The 13,728-nt window shown below is 60.9% G+C and carries 15 protein-coding genes; 10 read left to right on the forward strand and 5 right to left on the reverse strand.

Annotated features, from left to right (window positions below):
- Window positions 1–56: 56 nt before the first annotated feature.
- The 4 genes from DVR09_RS07665 to DVR09_RS07680 form a co-directional block, all read right to left on the reverse strand.
- A complete protein-coding gene (locus DVR09_RS07665) occupies window positions 57–1,448 on the reverse strand; it encodes a class I SAM-dependent methyltransferase (protein WP_115416413.1) in 1,392 nt (463 codons plus the stop codon).
- The gene (locus DVR09_RS07670; protein WP_115416414.1) at window positions 1,445–1,654 is read right to left on the reverse strand and encodes a hypothetical protein; all 210 of its coding nucleotides are present in this window, start codon (window positions 1,652–1,654) and stop codon (window positions 1,445–1,447) included. The genes DVR09_RS07665 and DVR09_RS07670 overlap by 4 nt, the downstream gene beginning before the upstream one ends.
- A gap of 68 nt (window positions 1,655–1,722) precedes the next feature.
- Window positions 1,723–3,306, reverse strand: a complete 1,584-nt coding sequence (locus DVR09_RS07675) for a hypothetical protein (RefSeq protein ID WP_162814887.1) — start codon at window positions 3,304–3,306, stop codon at window positions 1,723–1,725.
- A 169-nt stretch (window positions 3,307–3,475) separates the two neighbouring features.
- Complete coding sequence (locus tag DVR09_RS07680) at window positions 3,476–4,189, reverse strand: Crp/Fnr family transcriptional regulator (protein WP_115416416.1); 714 nt, start codon at window positions 4,187–4,189, stop codon at window positions 3,476–3,478.
- 102 nt (window positions 4,190–4,291) lie between these two features.
- Here DVR09_RS07680 and DVR09_RS07685 point away from each other — a divergent pair, with 102 nt between their 5' ends.
- Genes DVR09_RS07685 through DVR09_RS07695 form a run of 3 tightly spaced genes read left to right on the forward strand, consistent with a single transcriptional unit; the run spans window position 4,292 to window position 7,035 of the window.
- Complete coding sequence (locus tag DVR09_RS07685) at window positions 4,292–5,434, forward strand: beta-ketoacyl-ACP synthase III (RefSeq protein ID WP_115416417.1); 1,143 nt, start codon at window positions 4,292–4,294, stop codon at window positions 5,432–5,434.
- Between the two features lie 39 nt (window positions 5,435–5,473).
- Window positions 5,474–6,226: a phosphatidylserine decarboxylase gene (locus tag DVR09_RS07690; protein WP_115416418.1), complete on the forward strand. Its 753-nt coding sequence runs from the start codon at window positions 5,474–5,476 to the stop codon at window positions 6,224–6,226.
- Entirely contained in the window at window positions 6,223–7,035 is an 813-nt protein-coding gene (locus tag DVR09_RS07695) for a CDP-alcohol phosphatidyltransferase family protein (protein WP_115416419.1), read from the forward strand. Before DVR09_RS07690 ends, DVR09_RS07695 begins: the two co-directional genes overlap by 4 nt.
- Here DVR09_RS07695 and DVR09_RS07700 read toward each other — a convergent pair.
- Complete coding sequence (locus DVR09_RS07700; protein ID WP_162814888.1) at window positions 7,019–7,504, reverse strand: hypothetical protein; 486 nt, start codon at window positions 7,502–7,504, stop codon at window positions 7,019–7,021. The genes DVR09_RS07695 and DVR09_RS07700 overlap by 17 nt on opposite strands.
- A 104-nt stretch (window positions 7,505–7,608) precedes the next feature.
- On the opposite strand from DVR09_RS07700, the gene rpsB reads away from it, so the two are divergent.
- The 7 genes from rpsB to dxr all read left to right on the forward strand — a co-directional run bounded on the left by rpsB (window position 7,609) and on the right by dxr (window position 13,726).
- Entirely contained in the window at window positions 7,609–8,361 is a 753-nt protein-coding gene (gene rpsB, locus DVR09_RS07705; protein ID WP_115416421.1) for a 30S ribosomal protein S2, read from the forward strand.
- A 119-nt stretch (window positions 8,362–8,480) separates the two neighbouring features.
- On the forward strand, window positions 8,481–9,407 hold the full coding sequence (gene tsf / locus DVR09_RS07710; protein WP_115416422.1) for a translation elongation factor Ts: 927 nt from the start codon (window positions 8,481–8,483) through the stop codon (window positions 9,405–9,407).
- Window positions 9,408–9,772: 365 nt separating this feature from the next.
- The gene (gene pyrH / locus DVR09_RS07715) at window positions 9,773–10,489 is read left to right on the forward strand and encodes a UMP kinase (protein ID WP_115416423.1); all 717 of its coding nucleotides are present in this window, start codon (window positions 9,773–9,775) and stop codon (window positions 10,487–10,489) included.
- A 29-nt stretch (window positions 10,490–10,518) separates the two neighbouring features.
- Window positions 10,519–11,076, forward strand: coding sequence for a ribosome recycling factor (frr, locus tag DVR09_RS07720; RefSeq protein ID WP_115416424.1), 558 nt, complete (start codon window positions 10,519–10,521; stop codon window positions 11,074–11,076).
- Window positions 11,077–11,236: 160 nt separating this feature from the next.
- Window positions 11,237–11,878, forward strand: coding sequence for a polyprenyl diphosphate synthase (uppS, locus tag DVR09_RS07725; RefSeq protein WP_234041607.1), 642 nt, complete (start codon window positions 11,237–11,239; stop codon window positions 11,876–11,878).
- Complete coding sequence (locus DVR09_RS07730; RefSeq protein WP_234041362.1) at window positions 11,865–12,578, forward strand: phosphatidate cytidylyltransferase; 714 nt, start codon at window positions 11,865–11,867, stop codon at window positions 12,576–12,578. Before uppS ends, DVR09_RS07730 begins: the two co-directional genes overlap by 14 nt.
- Entirely contained in the window at window positions 12,575–13,726 is a 1,152-nt protein-coding gene (dxr, locus tag DVR09_RS07735) for a 1-deoxy-D-xylulose-5-phosphate reductoisomerase (RefSeq protein WP_115416425.1), read from the forward strand. The genes DVR09_RS07730 and dxr overlap by 4 nt, the downstream gene beginning before the upstream one ends.
- Window positions 13,727–13,728: the final 2 nt, after the last annotated feature.

The raw sequence follows: 13,728 nt of genomic DNA on the forward strand, positions 1-13,728 counted from the left end.
CGGGTATCCCGTTCGTCTCCGACCACGTTCGCATTTCCAGCGTGGCGAGACCGAGCTTAGCTTCGCTCGAACCAATAGAGAGTGCGGGTGGGCAGGACATCGACTGTCTTGACGATCCGAGCGCGCGCGGAAAGTACTTTGGCGAACATGTCGTTCCGGTATTCTGGAAATATATCCGGCCGTTGAGAGAGCAGCACCTGCACCATCGGGTCGTCCTTATGGGGAAACTCGATCACTCCGGTCGGGGCGAGCGAGAGCAGCCAGTCGACGGCCATATCCAGGGGGACGTTTCGTCCGATCGCGATATGGTGGATGAACGCCAGCGCGAGGAGGGCGTCGGGTTTGGCCCTTTGCGCGAGGCCCTTGCGCTCTGCCTGGCCCCAGCCCTGGTTCGGACTGGGATTCGCCGCGTCCAGCCACACCGGGAGTAGATCGAGGCCCTCGGATTGGGCACGGCGATAGGCGACTTCCAGCGCACCGTGATCGAAATCCAGGCCGATCACTTTCTTCGCACCCGCATTTAGCGCGGCTTTCGAATAGTCTCCGCTGTTGCATCCCAGATCGTACAACAGGTCGGGTTCGACCTTGGCGACCATTTCCTGGACGAATTCATGCTTGGCCTGCGTTTCGGGCGCGGCATAGCTGGTATTCTGGGCGTAATCGTTCCAAACCGTTTTGTGAGACGGCACATCAAGTTTCGCGATCGTCGACCGCAAGCCGCGCAGCATCGCTTCGAAACTTTGCTTTGGCAGCCGCGATTTGCCGAACTTCGCCGAACTGGCGGCCGAATTCGAATATCTGCGCTGCATCGCCGCCTGGGCAATTACGTGGGTTAGAATTGTCCAGTTGAACCGCTTGCTCCACGGGAGCAGCTTGGCCAGATCCTCGGGGGCTATCCCCTCAAGCGAACCGCGAAACCAGTGATTGGGCTGCACGTCGAGCACGGACCACATGAGCAGAGGGTTGAGGAACTGCATGCAGAACTGACGGTGCCCCGCCCAGATTTCCCCATCCTCGTAAGGCCGGATGGAAAGGTGGTCGATGAACTTCGGCCTGACGCCATCGAACTGGATATTGTATGCCGTTGCATCGCTGAGCGTGAACCCCGACCTCAGCAGGTCCAAATGCAAGTCCAGATGTGCCAGTGCGGCTGCCTTGTGCAGGCTGAAGCTCCATTCATAAGGGTATGATACGAAGGGGAGGCGGGGGTGTTCCAGGAGCATGTCGGCTTCTTCGAGGCCCCATGCCGGAGCCTGGTCGGTTATATCCGCGAAGTCGACCAGCATCCCATCAGCGATGAGCTTGCGGAAAATGCCCGATGTTTCAGCCTGGCGAAAGCTATCGGCAGCGGTCCCCATGACCGTGCGAAACACCCTGTCATCCGCATATATTACCCGGCCGCTGGGATCGCGAAACGATCCCGCTTCGACACTGACTGCCGGATTCATTCATCGACACTCGTGTCTTTGCGGGAAAACAGCGCTTTGACTTTGAAAAGCGACGTTCGGAAAAACAGGGTAGCACCGGCGACCGCCCCGATCGCGGCTTGCAGAATAATGCTGCCGGTAGCGGGATCGATATAGGCATGAGCCGGTGAGGAGAGGCTCAAGATTGCCATGCCGCCCGTGATCGAGATGAGAACTTTAGTCTGCATTGGAAACCCCGTTGGAACAGTTCGAATTCGCCCGAAATATGAACGAAATCACCTAACATCTCCTTAAGTCAGGGTTCGAAACTCGGTAATTCCCGCCATTCTGTCGGTGTACCCATAGCGTCGATATAGGCGGCGCGCGGCGCGATGGAGGGTGGCCGTGGGGCGGATGCAAAATCCCGGTTCCGGAAGTCCGCCATCAGCTCGTCGAGCGCATGGGTGCCCGGGATTTCGCCGGAAGCTTCGCCGGGGATACGAATTGCGTAGAATGTCGAAAACGACATGATCTCTTCGCGCGGTGAGAGTGGTGGCGCGTCGACTATCGGCTGGCTAGGCGCGATCCGCGACCCGTGATCCCCATGAAACAGGATTATGGCCTCGCGTCCCGCCGGTGTTCGATCGAGTTCGTTCAGAAGGTCGCTCAGCTTTGTCTGCAGGCAGCGGACCTGATCGGCATAAGCGCGTTCTCTGGCGCTCGTTGCGCCCGGACCATGTTCGTCCAGCCATTCGGATTCCGGTTTGACCGTGCAATCGGGCCGGAGGATATAGGGATCGTGTGGCAATAGAATATGAGCGAAGCGTGCCTCGCCACGGCGCAAGGTCGCCAGATCGTCGATGAAGGTGTCGAGCATTTTGAGCGATGCGAGGGGAAACAGCTCACTGCGATTTGCTAGCAGTCGGGTGTTATTCCCACCCCGGTTTTCCTCGAGGACCTCGAACACGCTTACAACCATTCTGACGGTCTGCGAGAGGTTGAGGATCGTGTATCCGAAAACCTTGATGCGATCCGTCATGCTCAAATCGGTATCGAGCATGGACGTGAGATGCGAACTTTCGAAGGTCCGGCACTGGCTCATCTTCTGATTTACGCAAAGGTCGAAATAGGCCGGAAGGACCGCGCTGATAGCGTAATCGCGCTGATCGAGGTCGGTGAAATACGGCAATTGGGCGGGAGCGACATACTGCACGCCGGCTGCAAATTCGGAATCTTTCCGCGTTCCATAGGTAAAGAGAGTGGGGAGGGAGTTCAGCGTCCTGGCATGACGGCTGTAGGCACGGGGATAGACCTGGAAGCCCTCGCGGATGAAGAAATCCGCCTGCTCCTCCCGGAGATCCCTGTAATATTGCGGGCCTAAGGCCATCCCGTCCAAACCGAGGTAGGAATCGAAGATGATGTGGATCAGGGCGGGGCGATCCGACGGCCCGTTCGGCCGTTGCTGGGTGGCTGCCGTCTCCCTGGAGGGATCACCGGCACCATGATCGGCGGACGCCATGCCGAACGCTTGAAACACGATGACCGACAGCGACGCAGAGAAGAAGACCGTCAGGAAGAGATCGTACCAAAGGTAGGAAATGAGCGCGAGGGCGGCAAACGCAATGAAGAAATGAAGCGGATCGATCCCAAAACCGAGGTCGATCGCTATCGTTGCGAAAAGGGGAGTCAAAACGTGTCTGAGAACTGGCCCGAGTTCTTGAGTGAGCACTCCGAGCACCGCACCGATGGCGCCCAACCCCAGAAAAGCCAATGCGACTTCGCCAGTATCGATCGGATATCCATTGAAGGTCAACAGGTTGAGTAGAATGGCCCACAGAACCAAGACCCAAACGATATGACCCATCATTCGCGCACGCTTGGGCCTGGCGCTTGTGCTCATGGCTTTGGCCTTGGTGATGCAGGGAGATTTTGCTTTCGCCGCCTTCGCGAAGGCCTCGGTAGGCAGGCGTGGGTTCGACCTTGGCTCGACATTCTGCCGCTTTTGCGAAACTTGGTTAATTTCGCGTTGATCGCCCCGCATCCCGTCGGTGCGGCAACGAATATCGGGGTCAGCCCGCTCGCGATTCCAGGTCGGCCGTGTCGCGCAGGACAATTTCCCGGCGGGACGGCAAATCGATCGCCCCGGCACCGCGCAACCGGGTCAGTTGCCGACTGACCGTTTCGATCGTGAGGCCGAGCACATCGGCGATCTGCTGCCGGGAAAGCGGCAGGGATACGGTGGTTTCCGGCCCCGAAGCCTGGTTCGTGCCGAGCCGTTCGGCCATTTCCAGCAGGAAGCTGGCGACTTTCTGTTCGGCATTCATTCGACCCAGAAGCAGCATCCAGCGCCGGGTCCGATCGAGTTCGCTCAGGGTTCTTTCGAGCAATTTATGCTCGAGACGCGGATGTTCGCGGGCAAAACGGTCGAAATCCGTCCGTTCGAAAACGCAGATATGAGCATCGGTCAGCGCCTCGACCCCATAGGGCGAGGTTTTACCGAAGGGACGACCGAGGAAGTCGGAAGGATAGACGAGCCCCAGGATCTGTTCCTTGCCATCGGCGGAATGCGAAGAGAGCTTCAAAACGCCTTCGATCACATTGGCCACGAGAACTGCCTCGTCGCCTTCCCACATCAACTGCTCGCCGGCAGACAGTTTCCGGCGCCGTCCGATTCCGTTGAGCAGGGCGATTTCGCGCTCGTCGAGATCGGCGCAGATCGCTCGGTTGCGAATGGCACAGGCGTCGCAATAGCTCTTGGGAAGGGGATTCTGCGTGTCGTGCATCGTCCCAGCAGTATCGGTTGCCCAGGGCTATGTGAAGTGGGTGTTTCGGATCGCACGCTCCTCATGCTTGCGGGCGGGCCAGAGCGCGCCTAGTCAACCGTCATGACCAAGAAGATCGAATTAACCGGGCGCCCTGTCATATCTTCCACCGGGCTTTTCACGCCTGAAGAGACCATCACGAACGAAGAGCTGGTCGAAAGCTTCAATGCCTATGTCGAGCGGTTCAATGCGCAAAATGCGCAAGCGATCGATGCCGGCGAGATGGAACCGCTCCAGCCGAGTTCGGTCGAATTCATCGAAAAGGCCAGCGGGATCAGGGCGCGCCATGTGATGGCGAAAGACCCGATCCTCGACCCCGAGGTCATGGCGCCGCGCTGGCCCGAACGGTCGAACGAGGAGCTTTCGATTCTGGCCGAAATCGGGGTGAAGGCTGCGCGTCAGGCACTGGAGCGCGCCGGGCGCGATGCCGCCGATGTCGATGCCGTGCTGTGCGCCGCATCGAATATGGAGCGGCCCTATCCGGCCATGGCGATAGAGATCCAGCGGGAACTGGGCATCGACGGTTTCGGATTCGACATGAATGTGGCCTGTTCCTCTGCCACCTTCGGTATTCAGACGGCGGCGGATTACGTCCGTTCGGGCAATGCCAGAAGCGTCCTGGTTGTGAGCCCGGAAATCACCAGCGGGCACCTCAATTGGCGCGATCGTGACAGCCATTTCATTTTCGGCGATGTGGCCACGGCGGTCCTAGTCGAAGATGCCGCAATGGCTCCGGACGAGCACTGGGATATTCTCGGGACCAGGCTCAAGACGGTCTTTTCCAACAACATCCGCAACAATTTCGGCTTCCTCAACCGCGCCTCTCCCGAAGGACAGGGGAAGGCGGACAAGCTGTTCGTCCAGGAAGGGCGCAAGGTGTTCAAGGAAGTCGTTCCGATGGTCGCCGAGATGATCGTGACCGAGGCAGACAAGCTCGGCCTCGACCCCCGGGGGCTCCGGCGTTTGTGGTTGCACCAGGCCAATGCAGGGATGAACCGCCTGATCGCGCAGCGTGTTTTGGGGCACGAGGCCAGCCCGGACGAAAGCCCGACCGTGCTCGACACCTATGCCAACACGTCGAGTGCAGGCTCGATCATCGCCTTCCACAAGCACAATGAAGACCTTGCGGAAGGCGATGTCGGCCTGATCTGCAGTTTCGGGGCCGGCTATTCCGCCGGTGCGGTGTTCGTGCGCAAGATGGCATGACACCTTGTGACCCTTCGCCACAGGGCCTAGGGCTCGGCAATGGCAGGTAACCTTCTCGATAATCGTGGCCGTGGCGATGTTCGCTGGTCATGGCCTCCGATCCATCCCGAGGGACGCAAGTTCGGCATCATTGCCGTGGTCATCAGCCTGGTCTTCCTGATCGGCCTCGACTGGGAAATCGTGGGCTGGCCGCTATTGTTGCTGTCGCTGGGCGTGTTCGCCTTCTTTCGCGACCCCGAACGCGTGGTCCCGCAGGACGACGGGCTGATCGTCGCGCCGGCCGATGGGCTCGTGACCCTGATTGCCGAAGTCGATCCTCCCACGGAAATGATCGTCGATGATGGCAGCGGGCATGCCGGGCTCGAACCGGGCAAGGTCACCCGTATTTCGATTTTCATGTCGGTATTCGACGTCCATATCAACCGCGCGCCGATCGCCGGGACGATCCTGCGGGCAGTCTATATACCGGGCAGCTTCGTCGATGCAGGTCTGGACAAGGCGAGCGAGGAAAACGAACGGCAGCACATTCTGATCGAGCGGACGGACGGGCTCAAGATCGGTTTCACGCAGATCGCCGGACTCCTGGCGCGGCGGATCGTGCCTTTCGTGAAACCCGGCGATATGGTCGGCATTGGCCAGCGCGTCGGACTGATCCGTTTTGGTAGCCGGGTCGATGTCTATCTTCCCTCCGGCACCGATTCCAAGGTCCTGCTCGGCCAGCGGACCGTCGCGGGCGAGACGGTTCTGGCGGAGATCGGCTCGCAAAAACTGATCGAAGGTGTTTCTCAATGAATGGACTGTCGGACGATCCACACGGCGGTAGCCGACTCGGGCCGAAGGCGAGCGAGGACGAGCAGCCGACCCAGGTTCACACGCGCGCATTGACGCTGCGCGCCATGATACCCAACGCTATCACGGCTGCCGCATTGGGATCCGGCTTGACCGGAATCCGGTTTGCCATCGACGCCAATTGGGGCGCTGCCGTGGTGGCGGTGATCATTGCGGGCTTGCTCGATGGCCTCGACGGCCGGATCGCCCGGGCGCTCAAGGCGCAATCGCGGTTTGGGGCCGAACTCGACAGCCTTGCCGACTCGTTGAGTTTCGGCACGGCGCCCGCCATCATCATCTTTCTCTGGTCGCTATCGGCGGAGCCGCGCATCGGATGGTTCGCGGCATTGGCGTTCGCGATCTGCTGCGCCTTGCGGCTCGCGCGGTTCAATGCGCAGATCGACGTGTCCGACCAACCGCACAAATCGCTCGGTTTTCTGACCGGTGTGCCGGCGCCGTTGGGGGCAGGGCTGGCCTTTGCGCCGTTCTATTTGTGGATGGCGACCGGGCTCGATGAGTTACGCAATCCGATTTTCGTCGGCGTCTGGCTGGTCGCTATCGCGCTGCTGATGATTTCCAACATGGCGACGCCGAGTTGGACATCGATTCGTCCACGCCGCGGAATCCGTCTCGAGGTGCTGGCGCTGGTAGGGCTGCTGTTCGCCGCTCTGCTGGTCGAGCCCTGGTGGACGCTCAGCGCTATTTGCGCAGGCTACCTTCTGCTCTTGCCCTATACGTTGTTTCGCTACGCGCGGATCAAGCGGCGCGGCTGACTCTGCCTGTCGGACTGCGCGCCGGAGCGAAGCGGTTGGCGGTACTGGAACCGCAAACCGGCACTGCCGGGCGCAAGCTTGGCAGAAGCGGGGCGTTCTCGCCGTTCAATTCGCGCCGAAGCGTGCCGAAAGCGGACCACCAGCGCAATCCGCCGTCGGCAAGCACGCCCGCAACCACCACCGCGGCGGCGGCGAAGAGGGTGATGAGCAACAGTGCGAACATTTCAATTCTCCTTTCCCGGCTGTCGACAAAGCTGTTGACAGCGCGGGGAAACTTGGTGGACAAACCCGTCATCGCCGCCGCCAGTTCCGGCGAGGAGAACAATGTTCTCTTTTTGTTCCTGAGTGTCAAGCGCTTTTCGCGTCCGGATTCCAGATTTTTGCGGTGAATCGAGGGTGGATTTCTCTCTTCGACGAGGCTAAAGGCGCGCGGTCCGCAGAGAATGGGTCGATTCCCGACCGGTTTCATGCGGGCAAATCCACATGGAAGGCGCACATACCGGTGCCCGCCGCGGGACATGACCGCATTCGGGTTCCAGCTTTCCAGAGGTATAACCGGAAAGGAATATGACTATGGCGGCTCCTACCGTCACGATGCAGCAATTGATCGAGGCCGGCTCGCACTTCGGCCACCAGACCCACCGTTGGAACCCGCGCATGAAGCCGTACATTTTCGGCGCGCGCAACGGCATCCACATCATCGACCTGTCGCAGACCGTGCCGCTCTTCGCCCGCGCGCTCGACTTCGTGCAGCAGACCGCGCGTTCGGGCGGCAAGGTGCTGTTCGTCGGCACCAAGCGCCAGGCGCAGGACGCGATCCGCGAAGCTGCGCTCGCTTCGGGCCAGCACTACGTCAACCACCGCTGGCTCGGCGGCATGCTGACCAACTGGAAGACCATCAGCGAACGCATCAAGCACCTCAAGTCGCTCGACGAGCGCCTCTCGGGTGACACTGCGGGCCTGACCAAGAAGGAAGTGCTCGACCTTACCCGCAAGCGCGACAAGCTCGAAATGTCGCTCGGCGGCATCCGCAACATGGGCGGCATTCCCGACGTGATGTTCGTGATCGACGCCAACATGGAAGACCTGGCCATCAAGGAAGCCAACGTCCTCGGTATCCCGGTGGTCGCTGTGCTCGACACCAACGTCGATCCCGAAGGTATCGCCTTCCCGGTCCCGGGCAACGACGACGCTGCCCGCGCCATCCGCCTCTACTGCGAAGCGGTCGCCGAAGCTGCCAAGAGCGGCAAGGGCGAAGGCATCCAGGATTCGGGTGCCGATGTCGGCGCCATGGAAAACCCGCCCGAAGAAACCGTAGCGGCCTGAGGCCCGGAAATGTGGCCGGGGAGCGCAATCTCCCCGTCACACAAGCGATCTACGCGCCGGGCGGCTCGAGAAGGGCAGGCCCGGTGCCCGCACACTGACTTTATACGAAGGAAATTATCATGGCTGCATTCACTGCCGCTGACGTGAAGGCCCTGCGCGAAAAGACCGGCGCGGGCATGATGGACGCCAAGAAGGCCCTCGAAGGCGCCAATGGCGATATCGAAGCCGCTGTCGACGCCCTGCGCGCCAAGGGCCTCGCCACCGCTCAGAAAAAGTCGAGCCGTACCGCCGCCGAAGGTCTCGTCGGCGTTGCCGTCGAAGGCACCAAGGGCGTCGCCGTCGAGGTGAACTCGGAAACCGACTTCGTCGCCAAGAACGACAAGTTCCAGGATTTCGTGCGCAAGACCACGCAGGTCGCGCTCAACGCATCGAATGACGACGTCGAAGCACTCAAGGCCGCCGCCTATCCCGATGGTGGAACTGTTGCCGACAAGCTGACCGACAATGTCGCGACCATCGGCGAGAACCAGCAGGTTCGCCGCATGAAGACCGTTTCGGTCACCAAAGGCGTGATCGTGCCCTACATGCACAACGCGGTCGCACCCGACCTCGGCAAGATCGGCGTCCTGGTGGCGCTCGAGAGCGAAGGCGATGCCGCCAAGCTCGAAGAGCTCGGCAAGAAGCTGGCGATGCACATTGCCGCCGCCTTCCCGCAGGCGCTGACCGCCGAAGGCCTTGATGCCGACGTGATCGAGCGTGAGCGCGCGATCGCCCGCGAAAAGGCTGCCGAGAGCGGTAAGCCCGAAAACGTCCAGGAAAAGATGGTCGAAGGCGCGATTGTTAAATACGCCAAGGAAAACGCTCTGCTCAGCCAAGTCTTCGTGATGGACAACAAAACCCCCATCGCGCAAGTCGTCGAGCAGGCCGCCAAGGATATCGGCGCGAAAGTCGAACTGGTGGACTATGTCCGTTTCCAGCTCGGTGAGGGCATCGAAAAGGAAGAATCGGACTTCGCAGCGGAAGTCGCGGCGGCCGTTGCTGGATAATCTTGGGCACTGTGTAAAATACCGGACTGGAAAAAAGACTCCGAGTATGACCAATTAGCCCGGCCCGTACTTTTCGGGTCGCTCGTATTCGGGAACGGTCGTCGTGCTTCGGTGCGGCGACCGTTTTCGTGTCGACGGACGGATTTATGCGGGTTTGGTAGGCGCTTTCGATCTGCAGCCTTACGCTGCCAGCGTGGAATTCACGGCGCCAACAGCGAATCGCAACCGGCGAAAAACCAGCGGGATCGTCGCAGGCGCGTGGGTCGGGGAAATCGTCCGGCCCACAGTCCACTTACCGCTGGCGCACTTGGCAGCAGCCCGCTGGGGCTCTAAGGCCGCGCAAACTTGATGCCGAGCGAGAATCCATGCCCTTATCGACCATGAAACGTGTCCTGCTGAAGCTTTCGGGCGAGGTGCTGATGGGCGATCAGCAGTTCGGTATCGATCCGGCGTTCGTCATGGAACTGGCCAAGGAAGTGAAAGCGGCCAAGGAGACTGGTCTGGAGCTCTGCCTGGTCATTGGGGGGGGCAACATCTTTCGCGGGATGGCCGGCGCGGCTCAGGGGATGGACCGCGCCCAGGCCGACTACATGGGAATGCTGGCCACGGTGATGAATGCGCTGGCGATGCAGAGCGCGCTGGAGCAGCTCGGGGTTCAGACCCGCGTACAGAGCGCCGTGCAGATGGATCAGGTCTGCGAGCCGGTGATCCGCCGCCGCGCCGAACGTCACCTTGAAAAAGGTCGCATCGTGATCTTCGCTGCGGGCGTCGGCGCCCCCTATTTCACCACCGATAGCGGCGCGGCCTTGCGCGCTGCGGAAATGAATTGCGACGCGTTGCTCAAGGGCACCAGCGTCGATGGGGTCTACGACAGCGATCCCAAGAAAAACGCCGATGCCAAGCGCTACGACACAGTGACCTACGGAAAAGTCCTCGCCGATAATCTGAAGGTGATGGATGCCAGCGCGGTCGCCCTATGCCGTGACAACAATATCCCGATCGTCGTCTTCTCGATCCGCGAGAAGGGCAACCTTGCCCGGGTCATCGCGGGTGAGGGCACACAGACGATCGTGCAGAACTGAGACAATTCAGAGAGATAGAGGAAACCGCCATGGCCAAATACGACAAGACCGATATCGAGCGCCGCATGAAGGGCGCCGTGGAAAGCCTGAAGGGCGATTTGTCGGGCCTGAGGACGGGGCGGGCGAATACCAGCCTTCTCGATCCCGTGGTGGTCGAGGTCTATGGTTCGATGATGCCGCTCAATCAGGTCGCCACCGTCAGCGCGCCCGAACCTCGCATGCTCAGCGTGCAGGTGTGGGACAAAGCGAATGTGACTGCGGTCGAAAAGGGTATCGCCAAGGCCAATCTCGGACTCAATCCGATGATCGACGGGCAGAATGTGCGCCTGCCGATGCCGGATCTGACCGAGGAACGCCGCAAGGAACTCGCCAAGGTCGCGGGAGAATACGGCGAGAAGGCCAAGATCGCGATCCGCAATGTACGCCGCGACGGCATGGAAGCGCTGAAGGACGACGAGAAGAAAAAGGAAATCTCGGAAGACGAGCAGAAGCGCGGCGAGACCGAGGTGCAGAAGCTCACCGATCAATATGTCGCCGAATGCGATGCCACGGTGCAAAAGAAAGAACAGGAAATCCTGTCGCAGTGATCGGCTTGCTCCCCGCCTCCATTCGCCTCGGGCGAAGCCGAGAGGCGTCGGCGCAAATGTGTCTCGAATTCCTCTCGAGGCTGTGTTTCGCAACCGCTCGATACGAACGGAAATTTGCGTGAGGTCCCCTGACAGAACCGCTCGTCACGTCGCCATCATCATGGATGGCAATGGCCGCTGGGCGAAGCGCAAGCACCTCCCGCGGGCGATGGGGCATCGCAAGGGTGTGGAGGCAGTGCGCGAACTCGTGCGCAGCCTTAAGGACACGTCTATCGAGTGCCTGACACTCTACGCGTTTTCGTCCGAAAACTGGAAGCGACCCGAAGACGAGGTCGATGATCTGATGAACCTGATGCGCAAGTTCATCAAATCGGATCTGCCTGAATTCATTGCCAATGACATAAAACTCCATATTCTCGGGAATTGGCAGGGGCTTGCGCCGGATATTGTCGAAATGCTCGAGGATGCGCTGCAAAAGACGTCGAAAGGGTCACGCACGCTGGCAGTCGCCTTGAACTACGGTTCTCAGGCCGAAATCACGCAGGCGGCGCGCAAGGCCGCCGAAGCAGGCGAAGTGACCGAGGAGGCGATCGAGCGTCACCTCTACAGTGCCCCGCTCCCCCCGCTGGACCTGCTGATCCGCACCAGCGGCGAAGTACGCTTGTCGAATTTTCTCTTGTGGCAGGCGGCTTATGCAGAGATGCTGTTCATCGACGTGCTGTGGCCGGACTTCACGCCCGATCACCTGAAACGCGCGCTGGCCGATTTCGCGGAGAGGGAGAGGCGATTTGGCGGACGCTGAGACAGTGGCGGAAGGGACCGTTCGGAAAAACCCCGATCTTCCCGTGCGGATCGTTTCCGCCGCGGTGATGATCGCGCTTGCGGTCGGGGCATTGCTGGCGGGCGCTCCATGGTTTGGCTGGTTCATCCTTGCAGTGGCGCTCGTCACCATGCTCGAATTCGTCCTGCTGGTGATCAAGGCTACGCCGAACGTGTCCTATCGCCTTGCAGGCATACTGGCCGGTGCGATCTATATCGGCATAGCGGGCTATATGCTCTCGCGGTTTCCGATCCCGATCGTCGTCGGCGTTGTTGGCGCGGTCGTCTCCGTCGATACCTTCGCCTATTTCTTCGGCCGCACGCTCGGCGGGCCGAAAATCGCTCCCTCCATCAGCCCGTCGAAGACCTGGGCCGGGCTGTTGGGCGGCATTGTCGGAGCGTCGGTGTGGATCGCGGGCTGGATCTATTTCGTGGCCAGAGCGACGTCGGGCGACAGTACGATGTTCTTCGATCTTGCCGAAGCGGGGCAGATTCTTGCTCTTGGGGCAGTGACGGCGGTTGCGGCCCAGGCTGGCGATTTTTTCGAAAGCTGGCTCAAACGCAAGGCCGGGGTCAAGGACAGCTCCAAGCTCATCCCGGGACATGGCGGCGTTTTCGACAGGACTGACGGGATGATCCCCGTAGTGTTGCTGGCGGGCGCGTTGCTGGGCGCGGCGCGGTGAAGCGTTCGATTTCGATCCTTGGCGCGACCGGTTCGGTCGGTGAACAGACGCTCGATCTCGTGCGCCGCAATGCCGAGAGCTGGAAGGTGACCGCCCTGACCGCCAATTCGAACGTCGCCGAGCTTGCCAGGGCGGCGCGCGAATTCCGCGCGGATATCGCCGTTGTGGCGGACGAACGCTATCTCGGCGACCTGCGCGATGCCTTGGCGGGAAGCGGGATCGAGGCGGCCGCCGGCCGCGCTGCGCTGTGCGAAGCGGCCTCGCGCCCGGTCGACATCACCATGGCGGCGATCGTCGGCTGTGCCGGGCTCGGTCCCGTCATGGCGGCGATAGAGCAGGGCGGGACAATCGCGCTCGCCAACAAGGAAGCGCTGGTTTCGGCGGGCGAAGTGATGACCGCGGCTGTTGCGAAACACGGCGCGACGCTGCTGCCGGTCGACAGCGAACACAATGCGATTTTTCAATGCCTGCAGGGTGGCGAGATTGGGGATGTCCGGTCGATCACGCTGACCGCCAGCGGCGGCCCGCTGCGCATGATCGAAGACCTTTCCGCTGTGACGCCCGAACAGGCGATCGCGCATCCCAATTGGGACATGGGCGCCAAGATCAGTGTCGATAGCGCGACCATGTTCAACAAGGGGCTCGAGCTGATCGAGGCGCATCACCTTTTCCCGCTCAAGCTCGACCGAATTCGCATTGTTGTCCATCCGCAGAGCGTGATTCACTCTCTGGTAGAATACCGCGACGGGTCGACGCTGGCCCAGCTTGGTCCGTCGGACATGCGCGTTCCCATCGCCTCATGCCTCGCCTGGCCCGCGCGGATGGATACGCCGATGGAGCCGCTCGATCTGCCTGCCATCGGCGAGATGACCTTCTTCGCCCCGGACGAGGTACGTTTCCCCGCGACCAGACTGGCGCGCGAGGCGGCCGAGGCGGGCGGGGCCGCCCCGGCAGTGCTCAACGCCGCAAACGAGATCGCGGTGGCGGCCTTTCTCGATCGTAAGATTGCGTTCAGCAGGATCGCGGTATTGGTCGAAAACGTTCTGAACCAGAACGATCTGCCCGATGCACCGCGAACCCTCGAAGAGGTCTTGCGCGTTGACGAGGATGCACGCCGCCGCGCCACCCGTATTCTGGAGCCTGTCTGACC

It is taken from the genome of Erythrobacter aureus (assembly GCF_003355455.1).
Taxonomy (GTDB): domain Bacteria; phylum Pseudomonadota; class Alphaproteobacteria; order Sphingomonadales; family Sphingomonadaceae; genus Qipengyuania; species Qipengyuania aurea.